Raw genomic sequence first — 24,391 nt, forward strand, 5'->3', positions numbered from 1 at the left:
ACCCCTCCCGTTTCAGAGCCGGAACACCTCAACCACCCGCGCCAGCTCGGCCGCCTGGTCTTCCAGGCTCTTCGCGGCCGCCGCAGCCTCTTCCACCAGGGCCGAGTTCTGCTGCGTGGAATCATCCATGCGCGATACCGCGTGGTTGATCTGGCCGATCTGCTCGGACTGGGCGGTTGAGGCGCGGCTGATATCGCCCATCAGCGCGGCGACATCACGGATGCGTCCGATCACTGCCTGCATGTTGTTCCCTGCTTCGGTCACCAGCCCGTGGCCGGTATCCACCTGCTCCACGGATTCGGTGATCAGCGCTTCGATCTCCTTGGCCGCCTTGGCGCTGCGCTGGGCCAGGTTGCGCACTTCCTCGGCGACCACGGCAAAGCCCTTGCCCTGTTCACCCGCACGCGCCGCTTCCACGGCGGCATTCAGCGCCAGGATATTCGTCTGGAACGCGATGCCGTTGATGATGCCGATGACATCGGCGATGCGCTGTGCGGAAGCCTGGATGCCATTCATCGAGGCCACCGCTTCGGCCATCGCACCGGCTTCCTGCTGCACGGCGACGCTGGCGCCTTCGGCCAGTGTGCTGGCCCGGGCTGCATTGCCAGCGTTGTCGCGCACCGTGCGCGTCAGCACGTCCAGGCTCGCGGCCGTCATCTGCAACTCGGCCGCCTGGCGCTCGGTACGCATGGATAGATCGGTATTGCCCGCCGCGATCTCGGAGGTACTTCCGGCCATGCTTGCCGTGGCGCGCCGTACGGATTGCGCGATCGAACCCAGGCCATCACCGATGCCATCAATGGCGTTCATGAGCTGGCCGATTTCGTCGCCACGTGTAGAAGCAAGGCGCGCCGTGAGATCGCCCTCGGCCAGGCGGCTGGCCGCTTGTACCGCCGACGACAGCGGACGGGTGATGCGTACGCGAATCGCGATGAACAGCAGCACGCACAGCACGGCGATGATGACGAGACTGCTTCCAATAGCCATGTTGCGCAGGTGCCGAACGGGCGCGTACAGCTCATCCATATCGACGGTTCCGGTCACCATCCAGTGCCACGCCGGATCCGTGGCATACACCGCGAGGCGGTCGATGTCGTGCCCCGCCTCGGCCACGCTATAGCGCGTTTCGCCCTTGCCCGCCGCAAGCATGAGGCCATAGAACGACTGGCCATCGGTATCCAGCGCCTTGAGCGCCGCGCCATCCGCCTTGCCTTCGGCAACGCTAAGCGCCGGATCCACGATGTAGGAGCCATAGCGCTTGCCCGGGCTCGCATCGATTACCGAGTAGTGGCCCGTCTCGCCGATGCGGATGGACGAAATCTGCGCCTGCAGCGCACTCATTTCCTGGCTGATCTCCACGCCGACAAACCAGGCGCCGATGACGTTGCCTGCCGCATCGTGGATCGGTTCGTAACGGGTGATGTAGGGCTTATCGAACAGGATGCCCGGGCCGCCGTAGCCCTTGCCGGAGAGCAGCAGGGGAAACGCCGGGTGCGCATGATCGATGGAGGTACCTACCGCGCGCGAGCCATCCTGCTTCTTCAGCGACGTGGTGACCCGAATGAAATCCTGGCCATCGCGCACGAACATGGTGGCGACAACGTGGGCGCGGGCGGAGAATTCATCCACCGTCGTGAAGTCGCCATTGATCGCCTTGCCGCCCATGGCCATGACCGGCACGGTGCGGTCACCCATCTTCACCCGCTTCATGGGATCCACAGCGAGCGTCCCGGCGGGGAAGTAGCTTTCGAACACGGTGAGGAACCGGTCCGACTCCGCCAGCAGCGCGCCACTGAAGGTGTTCACCATGGCGATGATCGCGTGGTTGCCGCGAGCCAGGTCATCGCGTGACCGCGTCTCCAGCTCCCTTGAGACCATGGTCGTGACGAGCAGGGTCAGCAAGGCAATGCCGAGGGAAACGATGGCCACGACCAAAAGCGTGAGGCGCGCGCCCACGCTCAGGCCGCGCCAGCGGGCGCGACGGAGGGTGTCTTTCATGAGGAACCTGCTGAGGAAACTGACCCGTAGCAATTTACGGGGCATGTAACGTCGTTTTCGGCAGGGTTCTAGCCAGCTTTAGCCGCAGAGGGGTATGAGACCGGGATCGCGCGCGAGCGCGCTCCTACAGGGAAGCTGGGGGTCTGTGGCGGGCTGGGAATCGCGCGCGAGCGCGCTCCTACAGGAGGATCGGGCCTCACGGCCTTTTGTAGGAGCGTGCTTGCACGCGATGGGCCTGGGCTCAGCCCGTATTCTGCAACCCCTGCGACACACCATTCACGCAGGCCACCAGCGCATTCAGCAGCGCATCGTCCTTGCCACCGGTCGCGCGCCAACGCTTCAGCAGGTCGACCTGGAGCAGGCTCATCGGGTCCACGTACGGGTTGCGCAGGCGGATGGAGGTGGCCAGGCGCGGCTCACGCTGGAGCAGCTCGCTGGCGCCCTTCAGGCGGAGCACCCAGGACACGGTCCGCTCAAACTCCTCACGGACTTTGGGGAAGAACCGCTCGTGCAACGGCCCGGCCAGTTCCGAGAACGCCTCCGCGATATCGATGTCCGCCTTGGCCAGCACCATTTCCACGTCATCGAGCATGGTGGCGAAGAAAGCCCACTCTTTCGCCATGCGCCCGAGGGTGTCCTCCCCGCATTCCTTCGCCACCGTTTCCAGCGCGCTGCCCAGGCCATACCAGCCGGTAAGGACGGCGCGGCACTGCGTCCACGAGAACACCCACGGAATGGCGCGCAGGTCTTCCACCCCCTTCATGCTGCGCCGGCGTGCCGGACGCGAACCGAGCGTCATGCGCTCGATCACATCGATGGGCGTGGCGCCGCGGAAATAATCGACAAAGCCTTCCATGTCGACAAATGCGCGATACGCCTTGCGGCTCTCGTCCGAGAGGCGAACCATCACGTCCTTCCAGCCCGATTCACGCACTTCGGCGACGCGCGGGCGGAGCGACGCGCGCATCACCGCACCCAGCGTCTGCTCCAGGTTGCGCACCGCCAGCGCGCGAATACCGTACTTGCGATGAATGACCTCACCCTGCTCGGTAACACGCAACACACCGCCGACCGATCCGCGCGGCGACGCCATGAGTGCAGGGGTGATGCGTGAACCACCGCGGCTGGCGGAACCGCCACGGCCATGGAAGAACGCGACACGGATGCCGGCCTTCGCGGCGACTTCCAGCAGCTCCACCTGGGCACGCTGCAGGCTCCACTTCGAGGCGACCGTGCCACCATCCTTGCCACTGTCCGAGTAGCCGAGCATCACCCACTGGCGATCGCCACGCGCCTTCAGGTGCGCGCGGTACACCGGGTCGTCGAGCAGCGCCTGCAATGTTGCCGGGCCGCCCTTCAGGTCATCGATGGTTTCGAACAGGGGCGCCACGTCCAGGGGCACACGGCCGTCTTCGAGCAAGCCGCCGCGGCGCGCCAGCGCAAGCACGGCGAGCACATCCGCGGCGGTCTCGGCCATGCTGATGATGTACAGGCCAGTGGCCTCCGTGCCGTAGCGCTTGCGCGAATCTGCGAGGGTAGCGAACACGTTGCGCAGCATGCCGGCGGCATCGTGGTCATCGCCCGCGACGAAACTGCGCTCGCCGGCAGCGAAAGGACGCAGGACTTTCACCCGCGCGTCGGCCTCGCGGTCCGCCCAGCCTGCATCATCGAGCAAGGCGGCGAGCGCTTCATCGTGGACGCGTGCATCCTGGCGCACATCCAGCCGCGCCAGGTGGAAACCGAACGTGCGCGCACGCCACAAAAGGCGGCCCACCGCATAGGCACCGGCGTGGCGACCACCATGGTTGAGCAGGCTCTTCTCAACGAGCGCAATGTCGTCGATGAACTCCGCCGCCGAGGCGTAGGCGTCGTCGCCTTCGTGCAGCGTCGCTTCAAGCCGCTCGGCGACGAAGGTAAGGAACGCGCGGTACGGCATATCCGCATGGCGCGGACGAATGCGTGCGGCCGCCGCAGGCATCTGTTCGCGGTAATCGTCCAGGCGCCGGCCCAGCTTGTCGTCGAGCGAGACGCGATCGTCGGTCTGGCTGAGCAGCCGGCCGAGTTCGTTCACGCCTTCGACATAGCGCTCGAGCACCAGCGAGCGCTGCGCGGCAAGTGTCGCGGCGATCGTATCGGCATTGACGTTGGGGTTGCCGTCCATGTCGCCGCCCACCCACGTGGCGAAGCGCAGTACGCGCGGTACGGTGACCCCGTCGCCGTAGTGCTCGGCAATGGCCTGCTCCAGCGATTCGTAGAGCGCCGGAAGTACGCGGTAGATTGGGCGGGCGAGATAAAAGCCGACGTGGTCGAACTCGTCCGAGACGCTGGGCCGCACCGGCGAGGCTTCCGCCGTCTGCCAGCCCGCCGAGAGCGCCATCAGGATGCGCGCGTCATCATCGCGCAGTTCCTGCGGTGTGCGGGTCGGGTCGAATTCATCGACCAGCGCGCGGACGATTTCCTGCTCTTTTTCCAGCAGCGAGCGGCGTACCGCCTCGGTCGGGTGCGCGGTGAACACCGGCTCCACATCGAGCTTGCCCAGCAACGTGGCCAGCTCCTCGGCGGTCACGCCTTCATCTTTGAGCTGGCCCACCACCGCAGCCAGCGATTCCGGCTGCGGCGCCCCGCCCTCCCGCTGGTAATCGCGGCGACGACGGATACGGTGGACGCGTTCGGCGGTGTTCACGGCCTGGAAATAGGTCGCGAAGGCCCGGGCCAGGGCCTCTGCATCGTTGGCGCCCAGCCCGGTCAGGGTGCTGGCCAGGGCATCGACCGCAGCCCCGCTGCGACGGCGGTGGATCGCGGCGGTGCGTACGGCCTCCACCCGTTCGAAGAAGGCCTGCCCGCCCTGCTCGGCCAGCATCTGGCCTACCAGGGCGCCAAGGCGGCGTACGTCCTCGCGCAGGGGGCCGTCATGGGGGAGGAATTCGGGATCGCGTGCGGCTTCCATCAGTCACTCTGGTCGGGGACGAACCCCGAGAGTACCTAAAAAAGTGTATTCATCTGATCATCCGGATTCCGCGATATAATCGGCGACTGTTCTTGCCCGCCGAGGGGCGCTGCGACCGGAGGGGTTTTTCGCCCCCATGGCCAGGCTCGGCGCGGTTTCCCGTGCAAACGGCGCCCCCGTAACCATCCGGAGCTACGCCACCATGAACGCTGTCACCAAAGACAACGCCAACCAGGACTTCAACGTCCGTGATATTTCCCTGGCCGACCTGGGCCGCCGTCGTATCCGCATGGCGGAAGAGGAAATGCCGGGCCTGATGCAGATCCGCGCCCGCTACGCCGTCGAGAAGCCGCTGAAGGGCGTGCGCCTGTCCGGCTCGCTGCATGTCACCAAGGAAACTGCCGTGCTGGCGGAAACCCTGCGTGAGCTGGGCGCCTCGGTCCGCTGGGCCTCGTGCAACATCTTCTCCACCCAGGATGACGTCGCCGCCGCCCTGGCCGCTGGCGGCCTGCCGGTCTTCGCCTGGAAGGGCGAATCGCTGGAGGAATACTGGGATTGCACCCTCGATATGCTGACCCACCCGGGTGAGCTCGGCCCGCAGCTCATCGTGGACGACGGTGGCGATGCCACCCTGTTCATCCACAAGGGCGTGGAGCTGGAAGACGGTTCCGACTGGGTGAACACCCCGAGCGGCAACCACGAAGAGCAGGTCATCAAGGACCTGGTCAAGAAGACCGCCGCCGCCCGTCCGGGCTGGTTCAAGAAGATCGCCGCCGAATGGAAGGGCGTCTCCGAAGAAACCACCACCGGCGTGCACCGCCTGTACCAGCTGGCCGAAGCCGGCAAGCTGCTGGTCCCGGCGATCAACGTCAACGATTCGGTCACCAAGTCGAAGTTCGACAACCTCTACGGGTGCCGTGAATCGCTGGCCGACGGTATCAAGCGCGCGACCGACCTGATGGTCGCCGGCAAGGTGGCCGTGGTCTGCGGTTACGGTGACGTGGGCAAGGGCTGCGCACATTCGCTGAAGGGCTTTGGCGCTCGCGTGATCGTGACCGAAATCGATCCTATCAACGCCCTGCAGGCCGCGATGGAAGGTTTCCAGGTCACCACGATCGAAGAGACCCTGGGTCTGGGCGATATCTATGTGACCACCACGGGCAACAAGGACATCATCACGCTGGAACATATGGCGAAGATGAAGAACAACGCCCTAGTCTGCAACATCGGCCACTTCGATAACGAGATCCAGATGGACCGCCTGAACGGCGCGAAGGACGTCACCCGCGAGAACATCAAGCCGCAGGTAGATCGCTACACCTTCGGTGCCACCGGCAACAGCATCTACATGCTGGCCGAAGGCCGCCTGGTGAACCTCGGCTGCGCCCACGGCCACCCGAGCTTCGTCATGTCGAACAGCTTCTCGAACCAGACCCTGGCCCAGCTCGACCTGTGGGCAAACAAGGACAAGTACGAGAACACCGTGTACCGCCTGCCGAAGAAGCTGGACGAGGAAGTCGCTCGCCTGCACCTGGAGCAGATCGGCGTGAAGCTCACCGTGCTGACCCAGGAACAGGCCGATTACATCGGCGTGCCGGTGGAAGGCCCGTACAAGCCGGATCACTACCGCTACTAAGCAGCGGTGGTCGTGCGGTAACGAAAGAGGCGCCCGATGAGGGCGCCTCTTTTTTTTCGCCTTCAGGTATTCCGCGTCAATGGCGATTGTTCAAACGCGACAGGCTGCCCGCTTTCACCACACAGGTGCCCTGTCATTCCCGTGGCCAGCACCTGGTTGCCCATGCGCACCTCCACGCGCGCCGCATCCACACATCGCCCGTTGTCGTAAACATCGCCCGATACCCAGCGCAGCGATGCCCGCGCACTCGCGCCGGGCTCCAGCCGGAGCGGCACCACCACCGGTCCCGGGTGCATGCCCACGGGCGCCTGCCGCTTTACCGGCAGCACCAGGCCCTTCGCATCCTTCATCGATACCGACGGCAGGCCGAGCAGCGTGCAGGCCTGCCCGCTCTTGTTGGTCAACACGAGGTACGTGCCGGCATGCGACATGCCGTTGAGATCGCCGCCACGGTCATCGGTGGCCAGCGTGATCATCTCGGCGGTGCAAGCCGGGACATTGGGCGTGAAGGCGGGCATGGCGCGGTTCTCCGGAGCGGACGAGGGCATGCAACATCTTGCCCGATGGACGTGAATGGGCAATTAGCCATCTTTCCATCTGGATGGAAAGATATATACTCCACGCATCGCTTCCAGGTGCCCGCCCATGCCCGCTGTCAGCTTCGAATTCTTCCCGCCCAAGACCGATGAACAGCGTGACCAGCTGGATAAAGCGGTTGAGCGACTCAAGGGCCACTCGCCCGACTATGTGTCGGTGACCTTCGGCGCGGGCGGTTCAACCCTCAGTTACACGGGCGATACGGTCCGCCAGTTGCGTGCCCAGCACGGCCTTTCCGTGGCGCCACACCTTTCCTGCATGGGGGGCACCAAGGCCGAAATTCGCGCCCTGCTCGATGAGTACAAGGAGCGCGGCTGTCGGCGCATCGTGGCCCTGCGCGGCGACCTGCCCTCGGGCATGGCCACGCCAGGCGATTTCCGCTATGCGGCCGAGCTGGTCGCCTATATCCGTGAGCACAGCGGCGATCACTTCCATATCGAAGTGGCCGCGTACCCCGAGACCCACCCCCAGGCAGAGAACGCGCTGGACGATCTGCGCCACTTCAAGGCCAAGTGCGATGCGGGCGCCAACGGGGCTATCACCCAGTACTTCTTCAACCCCGATGCGTACTTCCGCTTCGTGGATGACGTGACCCGGCTCGGCGTGAACCTGCCGATCGTGCCGGGCATCATGCCCATCGCCAATTTCAGCCAGCTGCGCCGGTTCTCCGAGCAGTGCGGCGCGGAAATTCCCCGCTGGATCGTCAAGCGCATGCAGGCGCACGGGGATGATGCCGCGGCGGTGCGCGAGCTGGGCGCCGACGTGGTGGCCGAACTGTGCCGCCGCCTGCTCGATGGCGGCGCCCCTGGCCTGCACTTCTATACGATCAACCGGGCCCGGGCGACCACGGCGGTCCTCGAACGGCTGGCGTAAACGCGTGATGGCAAACGTGCGCGCCGTCACCGCGCGCTAAGCCACGGTCGCGGATGATGGCGCCTCCTGTGCCACCAAAGCGCCCACCCGTGATCCGCGCCACCCTCCTGCTGCTTTCGCTCCTACTGCTGTTCGCCGCCACTCCCGCCGCCGCGCAGACCGAGGTCCACCGCTGCGTGGGCAAGGACGGCGGCCCGGTGTACACCGACCAGCCCTGCACCAACCTTGGCGCGCGCTCGATCGCGCCCCCAGCTGCCTCCAGCGCGGCCGCTCCCGAAGGCACGGCGCCCTCCACGGGACTGCTTTGCGCCCAGGACATGGCGACCCTGCGCGTGGCGGTGGCCCAGGCCTTCAACCGCCGCGATGCCAACCGCATCGGCGGGCTCACGCTGTGGACCGGTTACGGCAGCGGCGGAGCGGTGGACAACATCCGCAGCCTGGATAGCGTGGTGAAACAGACACTGCTCTCGCTGGAGGGCGATGAGGCCGACGGCATCGATGCCGTGACCCGGATCCCCGGCGCGGGGGAAGCCTCGCATCACGTGCATTTCGGGGTGGTCCGCGAATCGGGCTGCCTCTGGCTGCGCCCGCCGGCATAAGGCCGGATGGCGCGCCGCGCCATGTGAACCCCCCTCCCACCCGTTATCATGGGCGGTCCCCTCCGGAGCGCTCCCATGTCGCAGAACTACCCTGAATGGATCTGGCAGAACGGGCAGATCAAGCCCTGGCGCGATGCTACCGCGCACGTCATGTCCCACGCCCTTCACTACGGCTCGTCCGTGTTCGAAGGTATCCGCAGCTACGAGACGCCGGATGGCGCGGCGATCTTCCGCCTCACCGACCACCTGAAGCGCCTGTTCCTGTCGGCCAAGATCTACGACATGGAACTGCCCTACACCCTCGATGAGCTGGCCGAGGCCTGCCGCGCGGTGATCAAGAAGAACGACCAGCGCGCCTCGTACCTGCGCCCGGTGGCTTACCGTGGCCTGGGCGGTTTTGGCCTCTCGGCCGAGACCCCGATCGATGTGGCCGTGGCCACCTGGCCGATGGGCCCGTACCTCGGCCCCGAGGCGCTCGAGAACGGCATTGATGCCTGCGTGTCGAGCTGGCAGCGCTTTGCCCCGAACACCATCCCGGCGGGTGCCAAGGCCGGCGGCAACTACCTCTCCGGCCAGCTGATCGCGCGTGAAGCACGCCGCCTGGGCTTTGGCGAAGGTATCGCCCTGGCCTCCACCGGCCTGCTGAGCGAAGGCGCGGGCGAGAACCTGTTCCTCGTGTTCGATGGCGCCCTGCACACCACGCCGGCCAGCGCCTCCATCCTCACCGGCATCACCCGCCACACGCTGATCACGCTGGCGCGCGAGGAAGGTATCGAGGTGATCGAACGCGACCTGCCGCGCGAGTACCTGTACCTGGCCGACGAGATCCTGATGTGCGGCACCGCCGCCGAAGTCACGCCGATCCGCTCGGTGGACAGCAAGAAGGTGGGCAGCGGCAAGGCTGGCCCGATCACCCGCCGCCTGCAGGAGCTCTACTTCGGCCTGTTCAGCGGCAAGACCCAGGACCGCTGGGGCTGGCTCGAACCGGTCTGATTGACAGCGGGGCCCCGCGCCCCGCCCTTGTAGGAGCGTGCTTGCACGCGATGGGGGCTTGCGGAAAGGCCTATCGCGCGCAAGCGCGCTCCTACAAGAGCCCGCTTCGAACGAAAGGCCTATTGCGCCCCTCCCCTGCCACCGCGTTATCTTGCGGCCCGCCAGGGGGTGTAAGCCAAGCTCGGACTGGCTCACGTTACTAAGGGGAACAAAACATGAAGTTTTCGTACCTCGCCGCGGCGGCCATCGCCGTGGCTTGCCTTGTTTCGGGCTGCGCCAGCGTCAACAAGGCCAGCGATAGCGCAAGCGCACAGGCCAAGACGTTCACGCCCGTGACCGACAAGGCCGTTGTCTACATCTACCGCAACGAAATCCTCGGCGCCGCGATCAAGATGCCGGTGAACGTCGATGGCATGCTGGTGGGTGAAACCGGGCCGAAGTCGTTCCTGCGCCTGGGCGTCGCGCCAGGCAAGCACACGATCTCGTCGCTCGCGGAAAAGAATGCCGACCTCAATATTGATCTTGAAGCCGGGCACACGTACTACGTGTGGCAGGAAGTAAAGATGGGCCTGATGTCGGCGCGCACCCAGCTGCATCTCATGACGCCGACTGAAGGCCAGAAGGGCGTCCGCGAATGCGACCTGCTGGAGACCTCGGCACCGGCCATGCGACTGGCTTCGCCGTAACGGCCTGCTTGTGTAGGAGCGCGCTTGCGCGTGATGGGCCTTGCCGCGAGCACCCATCGCGCGCAAGCGCGCTCCTACCTATTAATTGCAGAAGCCGTTGGGGTAGCTCGACGACTTGTACGCATAGAGCCAGCTGGTCTTGCCGCCATCGTTGGCGATATTCCAGCTGTTGCCGATCGAGCCGATCGCCTGGTTCAGTACCTGTGAGCGCTGCAGCACCGGCGTGGTGAAGTATTTGTCGGCATCGGCTTCCACACGGAACGAGAGTTCCGCCAGCGTCGGCGTGGTCGCACCATCCACGTACCACAGGGTGAGCGTGAACTCGGCGACCGACTGGCCCAGGTCCGAGGTCGGGCCATCGTATTCCTGCTGGGTCACCGTTACGCCAGCCACCTTCGACAGCGAACTGCCGGAGATATCCGAGAGCGCCGAGGCACCCGGGAACTGCTTGATCAGGTCCGCCACCGTCGTGGGCGTGGTCGTCGCATCCTGCTTGGTGGAATGCGCCAGCACCAGGTTGCCCGGCGTCACATCCGTCTCGAGCTTGGTCTCCTTGTTCTTGCCCGCGCCCGAGACATCCGTCCAGTACGAGAGCTCTTCATCCGCATGGCGGAACTTGAACTGGATGTCGGTGTGGTCGCCAGCGCGTGTGCGCACCGAGTAGCCACGACTCATCAGCTGGCAAGTATGCGGCGTATCGATGTAAGTCAGCGTATCGCGATCACCGGCACTGAAGCTGCCCGCGATGGTCTTGTCAAAGCCAAGCGTGGAAAGCCTCGCGGAAAGGTTGCTCAGCAACGTGGCCGCCGCACTGGACGGGTTCGCTGCAAAGCGCGACGGATCGATCAGCGCCTTGTATTCCTTGCTATCCACATACGCCGGTGAATTGGCGTGGGCGGCAGCCGAACCCAGGAGCAGCACGCCGGCAACCAGGGATGACAGCTTACGTTTCATCATGCGCGGAACCCTTCTAGTGGTGGGGAGCGGTGGTGGAACGCATGCCCGGCAAGGTGAGCCGGTACACGAGGATGCGGTTGTCGTTATCGATCGGCGAATCGCAGGCCTGGCCCTCCATGACGCAGTGCTTCGCAATGAAGTCGTTGTCGTTGCCGACCAGGAGGTACCAGTCGTCCGGATGGGCCGGATCCAGCACGGGTAGCAGGTCCATCGCCTCCCACTTCTCGGAGAGCTGAGCAAAACCACCGCGACCAGGCTCAAGCGAGAGGCCTGCGCGCGCGAGGTCACCGGGATCGAGCATGTTCACCAGCGGTTTCCACGCAGCTGCATGGATATCCGGGCGCAGCGCGCCGTCCTTCCCGATCACAGGCGCTACGCCCGTCTCGTAGCGCGTACCGGCCAGGTTCGTTGCGCCATCGGTATCAACGACGAGCACCGACTTGAACACGATGGGCTTGCCGCCCTCGGCGCCCCAGCCGTTGCCATCGCGGGAGAGCATGATGAAGCGGTGGTTATCGAGCATGCGTATCTCACTCTGCGCGGCGGTTCGGTTCGGTGCGCCACCTGCGCCGCGATCGTCGTAGACGGGCAGCTGTACTACGTAGTGCCCCACGGGTTTGGCGGGCGCCTTGTTGCGCGAGACGTCATAGACGAGCACCCGGGTCGAGGCGCGGCCAGAGGCGTCTGCTCCGAACGAATCCTGAAGCAATGCGCTCTGCAGCATCACAAAGAGGCGCGTGCCATCCGGCGAGAGCGCCATGCCTTCCACGCCCTGGTTGTTGCGGCGCCCTGTGATAGGCGGCTTCAGCGAGGTGAAGTCGGGCTTGCCGTCCTTCCCGGCCGGGCGAACCGCCTTGGGCGGAACAAGAACGTCGATCAGCTTTCCCTTCGCATCGAAGCGGTACACGTTGGCCGCGTACTCATCGCCGATGTAAAAGCCGCCCCCGGGGATGAACTGTAGGGATTCGGCATCCAGGGAGATCTTGCCTGCGCCGATGCCGCTCGCGGGCGAAGGCAGCACGATGCCGCGCTGGGTGAGCGTGCCCGCGCCGGGCTCGGCGCCCGTGAACGGTTTGCCGGCGAAGTCCTTCAGCTCGATGCCGCCATCCGGCGTCAGTGTCACCTTGCCGACGCTCTGCTCCGGCGCCACCGCCATGGTGAACCGCATGCGATTCACCCTCCCCGCATAATCAAAGAATACGTTGTGCTCGGGATCGTTTCGCCCGCGGTCGGGCAGCGTCCACAGCACGCCGGTATAGGTATCCCCTTCCCGCTTCCACGATCCTGGTTCGATCGCCAGCGATGAAAACGAGCCGAGGGTATCGCCGAGGAAATCAACGGTGCCCGCAGGCAGCGAACCTGCGGCGGCCAGCCCCTGGTCGACGTAGGTGGTGCCACCCACCTCGACGCGGCGTGGCAGCGGCGAGGTGGCGATATCCGGATGGCGCACCTCAAGGGACTGCGCCGCGGCGCCCCCAGCCAGGCAGGCAGCGATGAGTCCCCCGAGCAACGCGCGCATCAGAAACGGACGTCCAGGTTAGCAAAGTACTGGCGCGGCGCCGACGCATGGAACACGTAGATCGTGCCGGTCGGGTCGCTTGGCGCAAACACGCTGGAATCAAAGTTGCTGGCGTAGCGCTTGTCGCCCAGGTTGGTCACGTTCACCGACAGGCGGATGTCCTTCGCGAACCAGGCCGAACCGAAGTCGTAACCACCGGACACATCCCACACGGTGAAGCCGCCGAAGCCGCGATCGTTCGTGTAGGTGTAGTAGCGCTTGCCGGTGTACTTGCCGCGCAAGGACGCGAACCAGGGACCCTGGTTCCAGTCGATCTGCGTGGCGAACATCTTGGTCGGCGTGTCGGTCTGGATCTTGCCCTTCGTGTGCTGCACCACACCTGCCTGGGTGTAATCGCTGGCGTAGGTGGAACGGTTGTACGACGCCGAGTTGAACCAGCGCAGGCTCTCGATCGGCGACCACACGAGGGTCAGCTCGACGCCCTGGCTGTCGACGCCACCCACGTTGTAGAAGCGGTTACCGCAGGTCGGACCCACGGGGCTGCGCGAATCGCAGGGGTTGTACTGCAGCAGGCGATTATCGAAACGTACCTTGTAAGCCGCCGCGGAGGCCGCGATCGATCCGGTCTCGATACGATAACCGGCTTCCAGGCTGCGCGACTTCTCGGGCTTGAGCGAGCCCTGCGAATCCCAGGTCGCCTGGCTGACGGCCTGAGGGCCCAGCTTGAAACCACCCTGGAACATGGCGATGTTCTTGGCGAAGCTGGCAAACACTTCCTGCTTGTCATCCAGCTTGTAACGAACGCCCACCTGCGGCAGCAGTGCCTTGCTCGCGCTCAGCTTGCCCGTGGCGAACTGGTTGTTCGAGTTTGCCGGGATCGGCTTCACCGCATCGCCCGGCAGTGCCGTGGCATCGGAAGTGACATGCGGGCTCTTCACCCCCGCATCCACCGTAAGGCGGTTATCCAGGAAGTTCATCGTGTCCTGCAGGAACGCCTGGCGGGTGTTCCACACGGTGCGCTGGTCGAACACACCCAGGTCCGGCGTCGCATCGATCGGCGCGCTGAGATCACGCGGGCCGGTGACATAGCTGCTGTAACGCGATGCGGACGAGATGTTGTGTTCGTACCATACACCCCCTTCGATATGGTGGTTATCGAGATCCCAACCCGCAGAAAGAAGCGCACCGCTGCGGTTGATCGTGTACAGCGTATTGCGGAAGATGATCGGCAGTTGCTGCGGCGTACCCGGGTACGAATAAGTACCACTGTTCCAGTTGTGGCCTTCGCCCGCGTCCTCATGGTGGTAGACCATCGCGTGGATGGTGACCGCATCGCTGGGGAAGAAATCGCCCGCCAGGTAGTACAGGTCGTCGTTACGCAGGATCTGGCCCGCGGTGAATGCGCCATCGGCATCGGTATCCGCGCCCGATCGGTCGCACAGCTTCGCGTTGAGCGTGCCGGCGTTGCAGTATGCCTTGCCGATGGCCTTGTTCCAGTCCGGTGCCGAGCCGCCCCAATCCCAGCCGAGGCCGCGGGCCATCTCGCTCTTCGAAAGATAGAAGTAATCGGCCTGCGACGTCCGCGAGGTATCGGCGAAGCCGGTGATGCGCGCCCAGTCAAAATCCCACACGGCCTTGCCATTGAACTGCTTGGTGGTGGACTTGTTATAGGCGGACTGGTTATTCCACAGGTCCGATTCGGTGCGCGCACCGGACAGGTACATCGAGAAGCCGTTGTACTCGCCCGTATCGAAGCGGGCGAACGTACGACGGTTCTGGTCGCTGCCGAAGGTCTGCACGACGCGGCCGCCCATGGTCTTCAGCGGATCGTTCGAGGTGTAGGCGATGGTGCCACCCAGGTTGCTGGTGGATGGCGTGCCGAGGTTGCCGATGCCTTCAGAGAGCTCTGCGCCAGCGAAGTTCTCGGAGATCAACGCGCGGTTGATCGAAAGGCCGTTGTAGTTGTTGTAAGCGCTATCGCCCAGCGGCATGCCATCGAGCGTGTAGCCCAGGCGCGTGCCACTGAAGCCACGCAGGCTGAGCGTCATGGATTGTTCGTTGGAACCCAGCGCATCGACGGACTGTGCGTTCACACCCGGCAGCGTGTTCAGCACCTTCTGCAAGCTCGTGCCCGGCGGCAGCGCCTTCTGGTCCTGCGGGCGCGAACGCTGCACCTGGCGCGATTCGCCGGTGCCGATGACCGAGACCGCATCAAGGTCCTGGGCCTTCTCGCGCTTGCTCGCCACGGTGGTATCCGCCGTGTCGGTGGCTGCGGTGTCCGTCGCATGCACGACGGGAGAGAGGGCCAGGGCGAGCGCCATGGCCAGGACAGTCTGCTTCAACAAGGGCCTGCATCCTTTCAACGCAGGCGCGTCGCGGCCAGCCTCCCCTGAGGCGACCCATCACGCGCCGTAAGAGCCTGCGATGGTCGGACGTCTAAATGAAATCTTGATGACAGCTGAGACTACAGCTTGCCGAACTGTGCGCTGCGGCGTGATGAAAAGCATCGCGCGCAAGCGCGCTCCTACAAGGGCACAGCAGATCTTTTGTAGGAGCGCGCTTGCGCGCGATGCTTTTTAGGGTCAGCGGAAATCGATGGTAGAAATGGCGCCCGCCATCTCGGGGCGCGGTCGCAGCGACACATCCCAGCCATACAGTTCGCACAGGCGGCGCACGATAGCGAGGCCGAGACCCGCACCGCCACCCGTGGCGCTTTCACCGCGAATGCCGCGCTGGAACAGCTTCTCGGCGTCCTCCGGCTTGATACCCGGGCCCGTATCGATCACATCGATACGGCCATCGAGCACGCGCACCGTGACCTGGCCTTCCATCGTGTACTTGATCGCGTTACCGATCAGGTTGGTCAGCGCCACGGACAGCACGGATGCGGGTGCGTTGACCGCCACCGTGCCATCAGAAATGAGTTCTATCTCAATCGGCTTGCCGCCCATCTGCGGCCGCTGGCTTTCAATGACATCGCTGGCCACCTTGGCTACATCGGTGACCTCCCCGCGCGTGGGCCCACGGCGCTCGGCGCGCGACAGCAACAGCAAGGCCTCAATCAGTTCCGTCGCCTGGCGCGAGGCACGCTCGATGCGCTTCAGGCGTTCACGCAGCTTGTCGGTGAGGTCGGGCGAGCCTTGTAGCAGTTCGGTGGTACTGGCGATCACCGCGAGCGGCGTGCGCAGCTCGTGGCTCACATCGGAATTGAATTCGCGGTCGCGCTCGACCACGGCGGTGAGCCGCGTGGCGTACTCATCGAGCGCAACGGCCAGTTCGCCCACTTCATCGTCGGCGAAGTGCGGCGCCAGTGCTTCGGCCTTACCCACGCGACGGAAATCGCGCAGGCGGCGGGCCAGGTCGGTGACCGGGCGCAGCACGCGCGAGGAAAGCCACACGCCCAACACGAGCGAAAGCAGGCCAAACAGGAACACCGCGGCGATCACACTGGTCATGAGCTGGCGCTTGCCCAGCTCATCACGCGATACATCAAATTCAAGGAAGCTGATGATGCCACCTTCCTTGCGCACCGCTACCTTGTAATGGTGCTGTTTACCGTCGCTGCCGACATCGAAGATATCGTGGACGCCGGTATCAAGGTTCTGCCAGGGCAACGGCGCCTTGTAGATTGTGCGATCACTGAAGGTCGCTCCCTTCAGGATCTCGAAGGACACCGGCTGGTGGTTAAGCACCTTCTGGTTGAGCGAATCGACCTCGTCCTGCAGGGCCGAGTTGATCAGCTGCTCTTCGACGCGCGTGCGGATATTGAGCGCAGCGAATGCGAAGAGCGCACTCAGGCTGAACCCAAACAGCGTGAACGTAACGATCAGGCGGAAACGGAGCTTACGTCGGGACCGCATCCGGATCGACCATGCGGTATCCGATGCCGTGGCGCGTATGGATCAACGGCTTCTCGAAGGGTTTATCAATAGCGGCACGCAAACCGTGGATATGCACGCGCAGCGAATCCGAATCGGGCAGCTCTTCGCCCCACACGCGCTGTTCGAGATCCTGGCGCGTCACGACGGACGGGCTGGCTTCCATCAGCGCCTGCAGCAGCTTCAGGCCGATCGGGTTCAACTGGATGGACTTGCCTTCGCGGGTGACCGTGAGGGTATCCAGGTTGTAGGTGAGGCCGCCTACCTTCAGCACGCGGCTCTGCGGGCCCTTGCCACGGCGCGCCAGGACTTCCAGGCGGGCGGCCAGTTCCTGCAGGGCGAACGGCTTGGTCATGTAATCGTCCGCGCCGGATTCGAAGCCGGTGAGCTTGTGCTCCAGCGAATCGCGGGCGGTGAGCATGAGTACGGGGGTCTGCTTGTGGGCTTCGTGGCGCAGTTTCTTCGCGACATCGAGCCCGTCCATACCCGGCAGGGTAAGGTCGAGCACGATCACGTCGAAATCGTGAACCACGGCCAGGTGCAGGCCGGTGACGCCGTCGCCGGCAAAATCGACGACATGGCCCCGGTCCTCGAGGTAGTCCCCGATGTTGGTGGCGATGTCGGTGTTGTCTTCGATGACCAGGACGCGCATTTGCGGCACTCCGTTGTGCTGTCGCAAGAGTATTGCGACAACAAGCTTAACGGGGATTCTGTGAACCGGACAGCATTAAAAGAAAGGCCCGGACGGAAACCCGCCCGGGCCGAAAGAACTACTGCCCCGATACCGTCACTCCGACTCGCGGAATCACAGTAGGTTCTTTATAGGGGGTAGCCGTTTAAATCGCTGTTAACCCCTTGGGGGACCTGGGCTTGCGGGCCTTCGGGGCCACCGGACGGGCGGCGTGGCGGGCTTCGCAGTGGGCGATGATGGCCCCTGCGACATCGACACCGGTGCTGCCCTCGATCCCTTCCAGCCCCGGCGAGGCGTTCACTTCCAGCAGGAGCGGGCCGCGCGAAGAGCGCAGCAGGTCCACGCCGGCCACCTCAAGCCCCAGGGCCGAGGCCGCCTCGATCGCCACCCGGCGCTCCTCGTCGGAGAGCTCCACCGCTGCGGCGCTGCCGCCGCGGTGCAGGTTGGCCCGGAACTCGCCCGGGGCCGACGAGCGCTGCATGGAGGCCACGACCTCGTTTCCGACCACGAAGCAGCGCAGGTCGCTGCCGTTGGCCTCGCGGATGAATTCCTGGACCAGGAAGTTGGCGTAGAGGCCGCGGAAGGCCTCGATGACGCTCTGCGAGGCCGAACGCTTCTCGGCCAGCACCACGCCGGCACCCTGGGTGCCTTCGTTCAGCTTGATGATGTGCGGCGGGTCGCCCAGCATGGCCAGCAGATCGCTCGTATCGTCGGGGTTATCGCCAAAGGCCGTCAGCGGCATGTCGATGCCGCGGGCGGCAAGCAACTGCAGGCAGCGGAGCTTGTCGCGGGCGCGCAGGACGGCATCGGACGGGTTCGGCGTGAGCACGCCCATCAGCTCGAGCTGGCGCAGCACGGCAGTACCGTAGAACGTGCTCGAGGCGCCAATGCGCGGGATCACGCAATCCAGTGGGCCCAGCGGCTTACCCTTGAAGTGGATGGCGAACGATTGCGGCGCGATGCTCATGTAGCAGCGCAGCGGATCCAGCACCTTGACCGTGTGCTTGCGCTTGCGCGCCGCCTCGACCAGGCGCTGCGTGGAGTACAGCCGCGCGTTGCGCGACAGGATGGCGATCTTCATGTGGGTTCCCGGACGGCGCGGCGCGGCGTCTGCGAGTAGGAAAGCGAGGGGTCGACACGGAACCGCCCGAGCAGCGCGGTCCGGCCTAGCAATAGGGGAAAGAGCATGTGCCGGCGGTCGGTCAGGTTCACCTCGGCGGTGAAACGCTGGCCGGCCACCTCGATGTCGGTTTCGATGAACCAGCGCTCGGTGGTGTGGCCGCCCGAGTCCGTGACAAAGCGGCGGCCGAGCGCCCTGGCCTCGCACGGTTCCGATAGCCCGCCCCGGCGGGTCGTGCGCACCTGGAACCGCAGCCACGTGCCGTCGGCGCGTTCATCGACCTCAAGCCACTCGACATGCAGCGACGACGAACGCGCGCCCGTATCGAGCTTGGCCTTGAGGATGGCGACGCCGAGCGACGGGAGTGCAAGCCGTTCGCGCCAGCCTAGGGTGATGACGTCAGTCATGGGTCTGGAGCGAAGGTGGGGTGTGGGGACGGCGTGGCCGTTGGGGAACCGGCCGGTAGATAGCGAAAGCATGCCGAAGGCAGGGGCGCGAATGCAACAAGGACGGGGCCGCCCCCGAGGGACGCCCCGTCACGCCGATGAAAAGGCCGTGAAGCCTGGCCCCGGCTTACCGCTGGTAGAAGGCCCGGCGGGTGACCAGCAGGTAAATGGCGCAGCCGATGCCGACCAGGGACACGGCCCCGACATAGTGGGCCGGCCCCATGCCGCCGGCCGTCTTGGCCAGGAACCCGACCAGCAACGGCGTGGCCGCGCCGCAGATGGCGTAGGCCACGTTGTACGAGAGGGAAATGCCCGAGAACCGGATGGCCGGCGGGAATGCGGCCACCAGGATGGCGGGGATGACCCCGGCCACGCCTGCGAACAATCCGGCCAGCGGGTACAGCAGCATGAGGTTCGCGCCGCCGGCGTGCAGGTCGAAGTACAGCAGGTAAGTCGAGGCTGCCAAGCCCACCGAACCGATCAGCATGGCCAGGCCACGGCCGATACGATCGACCAGCAGGCCGCCAAAGAAGCACCCGAAGCACAACGCCAGGGCCGCAAGGCTGCCGCCGCTGAAGGCGCGCGCCTGCTCAATCTTGAAGGCCGTCTGCATGAGCGTGGGCGTCATGAGGATATCGACCACGATGGCCGCCGTAAGCACCCACGTGACGAGCATCGAAAGGATCACGCCCGCGCGGTGATCGCGCAGCACCACCCAGGCCGGGAGTTCCGCGCTCAGTTCCTTGCGCTCGCGCATGCGGGCAAACACAGGCGTTTCGCTTAGCCAGCGGCGCACGTACACGGCGAAGAAGCCAAAGATGCCGCCCAGGATGAACGCGATGCGCCAGCCATAGGCGAGCATATCCGCCTCGGGCAACCGTGCACTGAGGCCAGCAGCCACCAGCGAGCCGATGAGAATACCCGCGGTGAGCCCCGACGTAAGTGCAGCGCAGGCCAGGCCCACGCGGTTGGGCGGTACGTGTTCGGCAACAAACACCCACGCGCCCGGGATCTCGCCACCGATGGCCAGGCCCTGCACGATACGGAACAGCGTGAGGAGGATGGGCGCGAGCAGCCCGATGCTTGCATACGTAGGCAGCAAGCCAATAAGCAGCGTTGGCACGGCCATCATGAACACGCTGAGCGTGAACATGCGCTTGCGCCCCACCCGGTCACCAAAGTGCGCCATGACGATGCCGCCAAGCGGCCGCGCGAGGTAGGCCACCGCAAACAGGCCAAACCCTTGCAGCTGCGCGATGAAATCAGACGCGCCCGCCGGGAAGAACAAATGGCCAATGGTCTTCGCAAAGTAGACGAAGATCACGAAATCGTAGAACTCGAGCGCGCCGCCAAGGGCTGCGAGAACCAGTGTTTTAGCGTCGCTACGGCCCAGCGGGCGGTGATCGACCAGATCGGTATCGAGGGTTGCGCTCATGGGTGGGAAATTAGAAACCTGCGTGGAGTGGCCGGCCATTGGACCAAGGTATAAGGATTCGGACGTCCAGACGGCCTTGCGCGCAATATAGCTGTCATGACTAGAATGCGGTCAAGTTTTCTTCGGAACATCTGATGTATTCACGTTGTCGCCTGATAGCCATGGTGTCGTTCGCGGCGCTCTTGTCCCCTGCCCTGCATGCCACTGACTTTACGCTTGCAGGCGGCGAGGTGAAAGGAACCCTGAAGACACGCGTGGTGGCCGGGGCCGGCGTACGCCTGAATGATCCATCAAAACACCTGGTGGGCAAGGGCTTTCGCTCCGATGGCAAGCCCAAGGGCGGCGATGGTGCGGATACCGCCGATGATGGCAACCTGAACTACGGCAAGGGCGATGTGTACTCCAGCCTGTTCAAGGTGGTGAGCTCGCTGGATCTTTCGTATAGGAACGTGGGCATCGTCGCCAGCGCCCGCACCTGGTACGACAACACGCTGGAAAACAAGAACGTGCCGCAGGGCAGCGGCGCCAGTGCCTTCGCAGCCAACCAGCCACTCGACGACCACGGCCTGTCGAAGTCCAACCATTTCTCCGGCTTCATGTGGCTCAACGCCTACGCATACGGCCATTTCGCCATGGGCGATGAAAGCGCGCTGGACCTGCGCGTGGGCAAGCAGACCGTGAAATGGGGTGAAGGCCTGTTCCTGCAGGGCATCAACCAGGTCAACCCGACCGACTACACCACCCTGCATCGCCCCGGCACCGATCCCGTGACCGAGGCACAGCTTCCCGTGGAGATGCTGTGGGGGAAGGTGACCTTCAGTGAGCACTGGAGCGCCGAAGCCTTCTGGCAATGGAAGTGGCGGCCGTCGGAACTCGATCCCTGTGGCACCTTCTTCTCCGGCACCGATCTGGGCATCGACCCCGGGTGCGGTGGCATCGAGAGCAACGCCTACTACCCCATCAATGCCTATAGCCCCGGCGCTGGCCAGTGGCTGAGCGATGGTTATCAGTATTCCGTGGGCGGGGTGCTGCCGCGCTACGACAACATCAAGGGCAAGAACAGCGGCCAATACGGTGCGACGCTGCGCTACACGTTTGATAAACCCGCCACCTACCTGGCCGCCTATTACCTGCGCTACAACTCGCGCAACCCGATCCTGGATGCCACCACGATCGATCCGTCCCTGCAGAACAACAACCTGGTGCCGGTACTGGTGGCAGCGGGCGCGCCACTCAGCGATGCGCAGCTATCGGCCCGCCTTTCTTCCATCCACGTGCTGTGGGAATACCCCAACGACATCCGCCTGTGGGGAATTTCAGGCAGCACCATGCTGGGCGGCTGGAAGCTGGGCGGTGAGCTGAGTTACACGCAGGATCTGCCCGTGCAGATCAATACGGCCGATATGTTCGCCGCACTGACCCGCAGCGGCGGGCCGATCGGCGTACGCAACACGCTCACCGCGCCCGGCGGCATCCTGTATGGCTACGACCGCTACGACCGCACGCAGCTGCTGCTGAACACCACGCACGCGTTCAAGGACGTGCTCGGTGCCGACACGGCCACCCTTGCCGCCGAAGCCGTGTTCAACCACACCGATCTGCCGAGCCTGGCCGACGTGCGCTACGGCCGCGGCTTCCACTGGGGCTTTTCTACCGAGCTGAATGGCGGGGGTTGCCCCGCCGTGCAGAACCCGGCGGGTTGCCGCAACGGCGGTTTCTACACACGTGATGCGTGGGGCTGGCGCGCCAAGGGCACCCTGAACTACGCGGTAGGCCGCTGGGCGCTAAGCCCCTCGCTAGGCCTGGGCCAGGATGTGCACGGCTATTCGGTGGATGGCCAGCTGGTCGGTGGCCGCAAACAGGCCAGCGTGGGGTTCATCGCCACGCTGGATAAAACCTGGTTCGCCAACCTCACTTACACCAACTACCTGGGCCACCAGACGTACGACAACCTGGCCGACCACGATTTCGCGACACTGTCGTTCGGGGCCAATTTCTAGGCCTCGGGCGCGGGTCGCCGTCAGGCTTTCAGCACCTGGGCGAGCAGGGAGAGCTCGGGCAGAAGGGGCGGTGATGCCGGCTCCACGAGATCTTCGCCGATCTTTGCAATCAGTGCCTTGGTGAGGTCGGTGCGATTGAGCCCTGTCCTGGCCATGGCGGCCGCGAGCAGCCTCGCGGCAGATGACGAGAGCTTGAACGAAAGCCGCCGAGTGGGCATACCGGGCCGCGCACCGACATCCTTACTCAGGATGGCATTCAGCTCATGCATCCGGTCTTCCTCGCGAACGTAGCGCGCCAGGTAGTACACGAGCACCCGTTTGCGCATCTCCGCATTCGCTTCAGGATCGACGCGATAAACGGCGGCATCGATCATATCCACGTAGATCGCGGGCAGGTTCAGCTCCAGCGATGCCACAGCCCTCTGGCGAGCATCGCGGATCGCAGGCGAACTCTGCTGCGGTATGCCGATGGTCTGGTCGCAAATATCGCAGACGCTGACCAGAACATTCCGCACCACGCCGAGGTCGTCTTCGAGTGTGTGGTCACGATAACGCAGCGTGGCGCGCACCCGGCCATCGTCCTCGCACAGACCATCAATCTTCTCGCCTTCGTGAAACAGTTTCACGACTCACTCCTGTGCACGCTGAGAAATTCCACGTGATCATCCAAAAGCACGAACTTGAGGTACCAGCCGGCACGACGCAGTACGTGAACAACGGTGGACGGGTCACGATGATGAGGTGAGCAGGCGTGTTCGTTTCCACGCGCCTTCCGTACGATGTCCACGACATCGGCCGGGCAAAGCACACCCATATCGAGCAGATTTTTTTCCTGTCGATCGCGCCGGAACGCATGGATGACACGACCGCTGAGTAGCGCATCGAGCACGCGCTGCCTCACATCCCTGAAGCCAAGCTTCGCCTCCATGCTATACGACACCTCTCGTATTCATCAACCCCATCCGGCTGGATGGGGCAGACACGTTAGGTTCGTTATGGCTTGCGGGCAGTCAGCCTTGTGCTCGCGCGCGTGTCAGCGATTACCGCGAGAGGTGCTGTCAGGAATCCAGCAGGTCGGCGACGGAGCTGAGGATTTCGGCGGGGCGGAAGGGGTAAAGCTCCACTTCTTCGCGGGTGGCGATGCCGCTGAGTACCAGCACGGTGTGCAGGCCGGCCTCGATGCCGGCGACCACGTCGGTATCCATGCGGTCACCGATCATGCCGGTGTTGTGCGAGTGGGCGCCCAGCTTGTTCATGGCGGAACGGAACATCATGGGGTTCGGCTTGCCCACCACGTAAGGCTCGCGGCCCGTGCACTTGGTGATAAGGGCGGCCACGGCGCCCGTGGCCGGCAGCGGACCTTCGGAGCTGGGGCTTGTCGCATCGGGGTTGGTGCAGATGAAACGCGCACCGTTGCCGATGAGGCGGATGGCCTTGGTGATGGCAGCAAAGGAGTACGTGCGGGTCTCGCCCAGCACCACGTAGTCCGGCGCGGTGTCGGTCATGATGAAGCCGGCCTCGTGCATGGCCGTGGTCAGGCCCGCCTCGCCCATGACAAAGGCCGAGCCACCGGGCGACTGATCCTTCAGGAACGCGGCCGTGGCCAGTGCCGAGGTCCACAGCTGGTCTTCCGGTACGTCCAGGCCCGAGCGGCGCAGGCGCGCACTCAGGTCGCGCGGCGTGAAGATCGAGTTGTTGGTCAGCACCAGGAACGGGGTTTCGCGTTCGCGCCACTGGCGGATCAGTTCAGGGGCACCCGGGAGCGCCTTGTTTTCATGGACAAGCACGCCATCCATGTCCGTCAGCCAGCAGGCGATATCATTGCGGTCGACCACGGGAACTCCTTGGGGACGGTAAGGGATCGTTGGCCCACAAGCATAGCGCCATTGATTAAGGGTGGCCTTGGCCGGATCGGTCCTTGCACACGAAAGTTTTCCACGTGTGGTAAACGTTACCCTCGCGGGCCCAGGGGGGAGCCGCGGGCATGGCTCGCTTCCGCGGCGGGTTCCGGACCGA

Annotated in this window: 20 protein-coding genes and 1 riboswitch; of the genes, 6 read left to right on the forward strand and 14 right to left on the reverse strand. The window is 64.6% G+C overall.

The genetic code is table 11. The annotated features are described in order from the left end of the window. Window positions 1-12 precede the first annotated feature (12 nt). Together ABIE56_RS02600 and ppc are read right to left on the reverse strand one after the other, a co-directional pair. On the reverse strand, window positions 13-1,998 hold the full coding sequence (locus tag ABIE56_RS02600; RefSeq protein WP_429242283.1) for a methyl-accepting chemotaxis protein: 1,986 nt from the start codon (window positions 1,996-1,998) through the stop codon (window positions 13-15). A gap of 241 nt (window positions 1,999-2,239) precedes the next feature. After that, entirely contained in the window at window positions 2,240-4,945 is a 2,706-nt protein-coding gene (gene ppc / locus ABIE56_RS02605; RefSeq protein ID WP_429242284.1) for a phosphoenolpyruvate carboxylase, read from the reverse strand. A 95-nt stretch (window positions 4,946-5,040) separates the two neighbouring features. Next, window positions 5,041-5,128: riboswitch (S-adenosyl-L-homocysteine riboswitch) on the forward strand. A 19-nt stretch (window positions 5,129-5,147) separates the two neighbouring features. Here ppc and ahcY point away from each other — a divergent pair. Beyond that, a complete protein-coding gene (gene ahcY, locus ABIE56_RS02610; protein WP_429242285.1) occupies window positions 5,148-6,581 on the forward strand; it encodes an adenosylhomocysteinase in 1,434 nt (477 codons plus the stop codon). A gap of 62 nt (window positions 6,582-6,643) precedes the next feature. Here ahcY and ABIE56_RS02615 read toward each other — a convergent pair whose 3' ends face one another. Next, window positions 6,644-7,129, reverse strand: a complete 486-nt coding sequence (locus tag ABIE56_RS02615) for a DUF4232 domain-containing protein (RefSeq protein ID WP_429242286.1) — start codon at window positions 7,127-7,129, stop codon at window positions 6,644-6,646. Window positions 7,130-7,226: 97 nt separating this feature from the next. Between ABIE56_RS02615 and metF the strand changes: the two genes are divergently transcribed. From metF to ABIE56_RS02635, 4 genes are all read left to right on the forward strand, one after another. Then, window positions 7,227-8,051 (forward strand): methylenetetrahydrofolate reductase [NAD(P)H], encoded by an 825-nt coding sequence (gene metF, locus ABIE56_RS02620; RefSeq protein WP_429242287.1) that lies wholly within the window; start codon window positions 7,227-7,229, stop codon window positions 8,049-8,051. 89 nt (window positions 8,052-8,140) lie between these two features. Further along, window positions 8,141-8,650 (forward strand): DUF4124 domain-containing protein, encoded by a 510-nt coding sequence (locus ABIE56_RS02625; RefSeq protein WP_429242288.1) that lies wholly within the window; start codon window positions 8,141-8,143, stop codon window positions 8,648-8,650. A 75-nt stretch (window positions 8,651-8,725) separates the two neighbouring features. Next, window positions 8,726-9,643 carry a branched-chain amino acid transaminase gene (locus tag ABIE56_RS02630; RefSeq protein WP_429242289.1) on the forward strand — a complete coding sequence of 306 codons (918 nt, stop codon included), beginning with the start codon at window positions 8,726-8,728 and terminating at the stop codon, window positions 9,641-9,643. Between the two features lie 215 nt (window positions 9,644-9,858). Next, window positions 9,859-10,329, forward strand: a complete 471-nt coding sequence (locus ABIE56_RS02635; protein WP_429242290.1) for a DUF2846 domain-containing protein — start codon at window positions 9,859-9,861, stop codon at window positions 10,327-10,329. An 81-nt stretch (window positions 10,330-10,410) separates the two neighbouring features. Here the strand turns inward: ABIE56_RS02635 and ABIE56_RS02640 are convergent, their stop codons facing one another. From ABIE56_RS02640 to ABIE56_RS02675, 8 genes are all read right to left on the reverse strand, one after another. Then, window positions 10,411-11,286, reverse strand: a complete 876-nt coding sequence (locus ABIE56_RS02640) for a hypothetical protein (RefSeq protein WP_429242291.1) — start codon at window positions 11,284-11,286, stop codon at window positions 10,411-10,413. Window positions 11,287-11,299: 13 nt separating this feature from the next. Then, a complete protein-coding gene (locus tag ABIE56_RS02645; protein ID WP_429242292.1) occupies window positions 11,300-12,805 on the reverse strand; it encodes an esterase-like activity of phytase family protein in 1,506 nt (501 codons plus the stop codon). Then, the gene (locus tag ABIE56_RS02650; RefSeq protein WP_429242597.1) at window positions 12,805-15,126 is read right to left on the reverse strand and encodes a TonB-dependent receptor; all 2,322 of its coding nucleotides are present in this window, start codon (window positions 15,124-15,126) and stop codon (window positions 12,805-12,807) included. Before ABIE56_RS02650 ends, ABIE56_RS02645 begins: the two co-directional genes overlap by 1 nt. Before the next feature lie 261 nt (window positions 15,127-15,387). Next, window positions 15,388-16,665: a sensor histidine kinase gene (locus tag ABIE56_RS02655; protein ID WP_429242293.1), complete on the reverse strand. Its 1,278-nt coding sequence runs from the start codon at window positions 16,663-16,665 to the stop codon at window positions 15,388-15,390. Further along, on the reverse strand, window positions 16,649-17,335 hold the full coding sequence (locus ABIE56_RS02660) for a response regulator transcription factor (RefSeq protein ID WP_089975032.1): 687 nt from the start codon (window positions 17,333-17,335) through the stop codon (window positions 16,649-16,651). Before ABIE56_RS02660 ends, ABIE56_RS02655 begins: the two co-directional genes overlap by 17 nt. 184 nt (window positions 17,336-17,519) lie before the next feature. Further along, the gene (gene rimK, locus ABIE56_RS02665; protein WP_429242294.1) at window positions 17,520-18,455 is read right to left on the reverse strand and encodes a 30S ribosomal protein S6--L-glutamate ligase; all 936 of its coding nucleotides are present in this window, start codon (window positions 18,453-18,455) and stop codon (window positions 17,520-17,522) included. Then, the gene (locus tag ABIE56_RS02670) at window positions 18,452-18,901 is read right to left on the reverse strand and encodes an ATP-dependent zinc protease family protein (protein ID WP_429242295.1); all 450 of its coding nucleotides are present in this window, start codon (window positions 18,899-18,901) and stop codon (window positions 18,452-18,454) included. Before ABIE56_RS02670 ends, rimK begins: the two co-directional genes overlap by 4 nt. Window positions 18,902-19,067: 166 nt before the next feature. Continuing rightward, on the reverse strand, window positions 19,068-20,375 hold the full coding sequence (locus ABIE56_RS02675) for an MFS transporter (RefSeq protein WP_429242296.1): 1,308 nt from the start codon (window positions 20,373-20,375) through the stop codon (window positions 19,068-19,070). A 134-nt stretch (window positions 20,376-20,509) separates the two neighbouring features. On the opposite strand from ABIE56_RS02675, the gene ABIE56_RS02680 reads away from it, so the two are divergent. Beyond that, entirely contained in the window at window positions 20,510-22,375 is a 1,866-nt protein-coding gene (locus ABIE56_RS02680) for a DUF1302 domain-containing protein (protein ID WP_429242297.1), read from the forward strand. 20 nt (window positions 22,376-22,395) lie between these two features. On the opposite strand, the gene ABIE56_RS02685 is transcribed toward ABIE56_RS02680, so the two are convergent. The 3 genes from ABIE56_RS02685 to ABIE56_RS02695 all read right to left on the reverse strand — a co-directional run bounded on the left by ABIE56_RS02685 (window position 22,396) and on the right by ABIE56_RS02695 (window position 24,210). After that, entirely contained in the window at window positions 22,396-23,001 is a 606-nt protein-coding gene (locus ABIE56_RS02685; RefSeq protein ID WP_429242298.1) for a hypothetical protein, read from the reverse strand. Further along, complete coding sequence (locus tag ABIE56_RS02690) at window positions 22,998-23,303, reverse strand: hypothetical protein (RefSeq protein WP_429242299.1); 306 nt, start codon at window positions 23,301-23,303, stop codon at window positions 22,998-23,000. The genes ABIE56_RS02685 and ABIE56_RS02690 overlap by 4 nt, the downstream gene beginning before the upstream one ends. A gap of 130 nt (window positions 23,304-23,433) precedes the next feature. Further along, window positions 23,434-24,210, reverse strand: a complete 777-nt coding sequence (locus tag ABIE56_RS02695) for an HAD-IIA family hydrolase (RefSeq protein WP_429242300.1) — start codon at window positions 24,208-24,210, stop codon at window positions 23,434-23,436. Window positions 24,211-24,391: the final 181 nt, after the last annotated feature.

It is taken from the genome of Luteibacter sp. 621 (genome assembly GCF_050435445.1).
Taxonomy (GTDB): Bacteria; Pseudomonadota; Gammaproteobacteria; order Xanthomonadales; family Rhodanobacteraceae; genus Luteibacter.